Source organism: Streptomyces sp. NPDC059534, from assembly GCF_042743475.1.
Taxonomy (GTDB): Bacteria; Actinomycetota; Actinomycetes; order Streptomycetales; family Streptomycetaceae; genus Streptomyces.
Genome location: NZ_JBHWAQ010000106.1, coordinates 1 through 3,951, shown reverse-complemented (window position 1 = coordinate 3,951; position 3,951 = coordinate 1). Strand labels below are relative to the sequence as shown.

Here is a 3,951-nt window from a genome sequence, read left to right as displayed (position 1 = left end):
TTACCCCTCGGACATGACGGACCGGGAGTGGGCCCAGGTCCGTGCCGCGATGCCGGTGCCCGGCTGGCTGGAGGGCCGTGGCGGGCAGCCGGAAAACTATTGCCACCGGCAGATGATCGACGCGATCCGCTTCCTCGTGGACAACGGAATCAAGTGGCGGGCGATGCCAGTGGACTTTCCCGCCTGGCACCGGGTCTACGTGTTCTTCCGCCGCTGGCGGGACAAGGGCCTGGTCAAAGAGTTCCACGACCGGCTGCGTGGGAAGACCCGTGCCGCGGCCGGCCGGGGCCGGAGCCGACCGCAGGCATCATCGACCCCCAGTCGGTCAAAGCCGCCGCGTCCGTGCCCACCTCCTCACGCGGCTTCGACGGTGGGAAGAAGATCAACGGCCGCAAGCGGCACATCGTGGTCGACACGACAGGGCTGCTGTTGACGGTCATGGTCACCACGGCGAACGTGACCGACCGGGAGGCGGCCCAGGTTCTACTCACCCGGCTGACCAGGAGGTTCTTCCTGCTCAGGCCGGTCTGGGCCGACGGCGGCTACACCGGTGCTCTGGTGTCCGCGTACAAGCTCATCTACAGAACCCCGTACAAGCCACAGTGCAGAAGCCGGACGTCACTCGTCCGGGGCCATCCGATAGCCCGCTGAGCCTCGGAGCGGGACGAGTTGTCAAGGGTGGGCGCAGCCCATCGCGCAGCGACGCAATGCCGAGTAGTTAGGCGGTGGTGGTGTGTTGTCAAGAGGTGCGGGCATGCGAACGAGACCCCGGCTAGCGTGATCGTTCCGCCAAGAACTCACCCGCGCCGAGGTCCCGTTGTCGTTTCAGTCTGCCATGCCCGGCCTGCCGCCCTCCGCCGTGAACGACGATCGCTATTTACCAGGGCACCTGGGCGCGCTCACCGCTTATCTGCCGCCGGAGTTGGTGGAGGCGGTCCTGGCGGAGACCGGGCGGCTCCAGCAGCGGCTGCGCCTGCTGCCGTCTCGCTGTGACGTGTACTTCGTGCTCGCCTTGTGTCTGTTCCCGCAGCTGGGGATGGCGCTGGTGTGGGAGAAGCTGGTGCACGCCTGGGGTCTGCGAGCTCCGCGCCCCACCTCGGCGGCGCTGCGGCAGCTGCGGGCTCGGCTGAGTCCGGCACCGTTGCGCGCTCTGTTCGAGGTCCTGGCAGTGCCGCTGGCCCCGGCCGGCACGCCGGGCGTGGGCTATCGCGGACTGCGCACGGTGGCCTTCGACGGCTGCCACTCACTGCATGTGCCCGACACCGTCGACAACCGCGCCTGGCTCGGGCGCGTCCGCACACGTCTGGGCTGGGCCGGCTATCCCGCGCTCAACGTGATGACACTGAGCGTTTTCAGCGTTGCCTCTCCAGGGTGAGGACGGCTTTGGTGATGACGGTCATGCGGTTGGGGCTGATGCGGGATCTGCGGAAGATCTGCCAGGACTTCAGCCGTGCCATGCCGCGTTCGACCGGTGCCCGGGCCGCGGCCAGGGCCCGATTGACGGTGCGCTGGGTGAGGGCGAGCTCGCCGCCTGGTGGGCGTTTGAGTCCAGTGAGCTCTTTCAGTACTCACTCCGCAGGGTGAACGCTCTTCTGGGGTTGACCGGCTTCCGACCTGCGGCTGGGATTCCCTCCTGCGGACGTAGCCGTCACCCGATCGGTGGCCACTCTGAAAGAGCTCAGTTACGCAGACTCTCCAGGCTGACGCCGAGCTCCCGGGCGACCTCGGCCACGGTCCTGCCGGAGGAGCGGACGAGCGCGATGGCGTCCCGCTCATACTCCGCCGCGTACCGCTTCGTGTACTTGCTTCCCACCTGGCACTACTTCCTCTGGAACATCACGTCCCAGTCTCCAGGTGTCCACGATCAAGGGGAAGCTCCATCACGGTCCTTAACCTCGGCCATGGACAGCTCCCCTCAGTTCTCGTGTCCGCGAACAAAACGGCGCCTGCCCATAGGACCACTGGGGGAGCGAGAACCTGACCGGCGTGCTCGAAGGCAATAGTGCGTAGCCCCTCTGTGGTCCCGGCGCCAGACTGACTTACGGGCTCAACGTCCCAACGAGACATCAGGGTCGGCGGGCAGGCACCGCGATCATGTTTTCACGCCAGCAAGGCGTCCCCGAAGGGAACAGGGGGACTGACCTGCAACTATTCAGGATGAAAACGACTCACTGAGAAAACCTCAGTCGCGTCATTTGGTCATAGTGAGTAACGATTACCCAGATCGGGGAGCCTTCTGGCACATACGTTTGGTTCAGCTCATTCGCAGAGGCAGTTCGGTGGATGGGGCTTCTATTGCTCCGTCTAGCGTCAGCCGGGACGGCTCCTCATTCCCGATGCCTCGGCGATTGAGTCCTTCGATAGCGTTAGCGCATCGACTTCTCCTCACTGACTAGATACGGTGGGGACTCGCTAGGCGATGTCCGCCCCGGCCGTTTCCGGCTGGGTGTCATATTCCTCAGATCGGAATCTACGATGGGCGCAATCCGGTTGTCCGCGGTAACCGCAACCTTCTCGGCCATAGCCACTGGTATTCTCCTTGCCGGCTGCTCGTTCTCTTTTGGAACCACGCCTGAACTCTCCGCGGAAAAGCTGGCCACCACGCTCTCCGAAAAGATCGCGTCCACAACGGGCCAGCCAGCGCCGGAAATCACCTGTCCGGACGTCCTTGTTGGCAAGATCGGCAACACCACCAAGTGCAAGCTTGCGGCGGGTGACGGAAGCACCTTGGGAGTATCTGTCAAGGTGACCTCTGTCGATGGAGACCAAATCAACTTTGACTTCAAGGCCGACGGCAGTGTTACACCGGCTGAAGACTGACCACCGAGCTGTTTAGTTTCCCTCTTTACCTTTCCGAAATTAGATTAGCGTGCGTGCTTACTAACGGATAGATAGGGAGGTTATGTGGCAGGGCGTCGCCAACACCCAGGGGAATGTCAGGTTTTCCCGGCGGGTCCGCCGGGAGCTGGCCGAGGTGAAGAGGGCGAACGAGATCCTGGTAAAAGCCGCGCCGTTGTCATTGAGCTCTTTCAGTAGTCACTCCGCAGGGCGAACGCTCTTCTGGGGTTGACCGGTTTCTGACCTGCGGCTGGGATTCCCACTTGCGGACGTAGCCGTCACCCGATCGGTGGCCGTTCTGAAGGAGCTCAGTGAACCTCTTTCATTCTGTGGTGGAGGGTGAAATGGGCTGGTCAACGGGGGTGGTGACGGGGCAGGGCCCCTCGTCGTTGGCGTGGTGATTCCACTCAACACCACCGGTGGTGACCGAAGGGGCCCTGTTGGTTCCGTATCCTGCCACGCTCGACGTCCCGCATGAGCTCGTCGAGCATGTTGCCTGGCTGCTGTATGAGCATCGCCGGGCCCGCAACATCCGCTGGCGTAAGCGCGGCTGCTTCAAGCAGGCACTGCTCACCCTGGTCCATCTGCGTAAGAACGAGCCGCTGCCCGCCCTGGCAGCCGGCTTCGGCATCTCGACAGCCACCGCCTGGCGCTACGTGGACGAGACCCTCGACGTCCTCGCGGCATGGGCACCCGGCCTCCACGAAGCCCTCACCGGCCTCGGTGAGGGCGACCACGTCATCGTTGACGGCACCCTGATTCCCACCGACCGGATCCGCGCGGATGAGCCGTGCTACTCGATAAAGCACCGCAAGCACCGCAAGCACCGCAAGCACCGCAAGCACGGCAAGCACGGCAAGCACGGCGTGAACGTGCAGGTCATCGCCCGGCCCGACGGCACACCGCTGTGGTTCTCCCACGCGACACCCGGCCGCACCCACGATCTGACCGCGGCCCGTGCCCACGGCATCGCCCATGCCTGCCACACCAGGCAGATCCTCGTCCTCGCGGACCGCGCCTACCACCACCGCGAACAGCCCGAGCACTACCAGCAGTTCAACCGCGACCACACCCGACTCCCAGCCCCGGCGAACGGGCCTTCGCCCAGCTCAA

At 64.5% G+C, this 3,951-nt stretch carries 5 protein-coding genes and 2 pseudogenes; 5 read left to right on the top strand and 2 right to left on the bottom strand.

Translation table 11 applies throughout. The annotated features are described in order from the left end of the window. Positions 1–13 precede the first annotated feature (13 nt). The 3 genes from ACFVZH_RS39955 to ACFVZH_RS39945 all read left to right on the top strand — a co-directional run bounded on the left by ACFVZH_RS39955 (position 14) and on the right by ACFVZH_RS39945 (position 1,375). A complete protein-coding gene (locus tag ACFVZH_RS39955) occupies positions 14–433 on the top strand; it encodes a transposase (protein ID WP_384905522.1) in 420 nt (139 codons plus the stop codon). Next, positions 343–651, top strand: coding sequence for a transposase (locus tag ACFVZH_RS39950; RefSeq protein WP_384905520.1), 309 nt, complete (start codon positions 343–345; stop codon positions 649–651). The genes ACFVZH_RS39955 and ACFVZH_RS39950 overlap by 91 nt, the downstream gene beginning before the upstream one ends. A 184-nt stretch (positions 652–835) precedes the next feature. Continuing rightward, positions 836–1,375, top strand: coding sequence for a transposase domain-containing protein (locus ACFVZH_RS39945; protein WP_384905518.1), 540 nt, complete (start codon positions 836–838; stop codon positions 1,373–1,375). Here the strand turns inward: ACFVZH_RS39945 and ACFVZH_RS39940 are convergent. Continuing rightward, positions 1,353–1,553, bottom strand: a pseudogene (locus ACFVZH_RS39940) (transposase family protein); the annotation flags it as partial. The gene ACFVZH_RS39945 and the pseudogene ACFVZH_RS39940 sit on opposite strands and share 23 nt — an antisense overlap. Before the next feature lie 125 nt (positions 1,554–1,678). After that, positions 1,679–1,813 (bottom strand): transposase, encoded by a 135-nt coding sequence (locus ACFVZH_RS39935; RefSeq protein WP_384905516.1) that lies wholly within the window; start codon positions 1,811–1,813, stop codon positions 1,679–1,681. Between the two features lie 662 nt (positions 1,814–2,475). On the opposite strand from ACFVZH_RS39935, the gene ACFVZH_RS39930 reads away from it, so the two are divergent. Then, positions 2,476–2,820 (top strand): DUF4333 domain-containing protein, encoded by a 345-nt coding sequence (locus ACFVZH_RS39930; RefSeq protein ID WP_384905514.1) that lies wholly within the window; start codon positions 2,476–2,478, stop codon positions 2,818–2,820. Between the two features lie 412 nt (positions 2,821–3,232). Next, positions 3,233–3,951: pseudogene (locus ACFVZH_RS39925) on the top strand (transposase family protein); the annotation flags it as partial.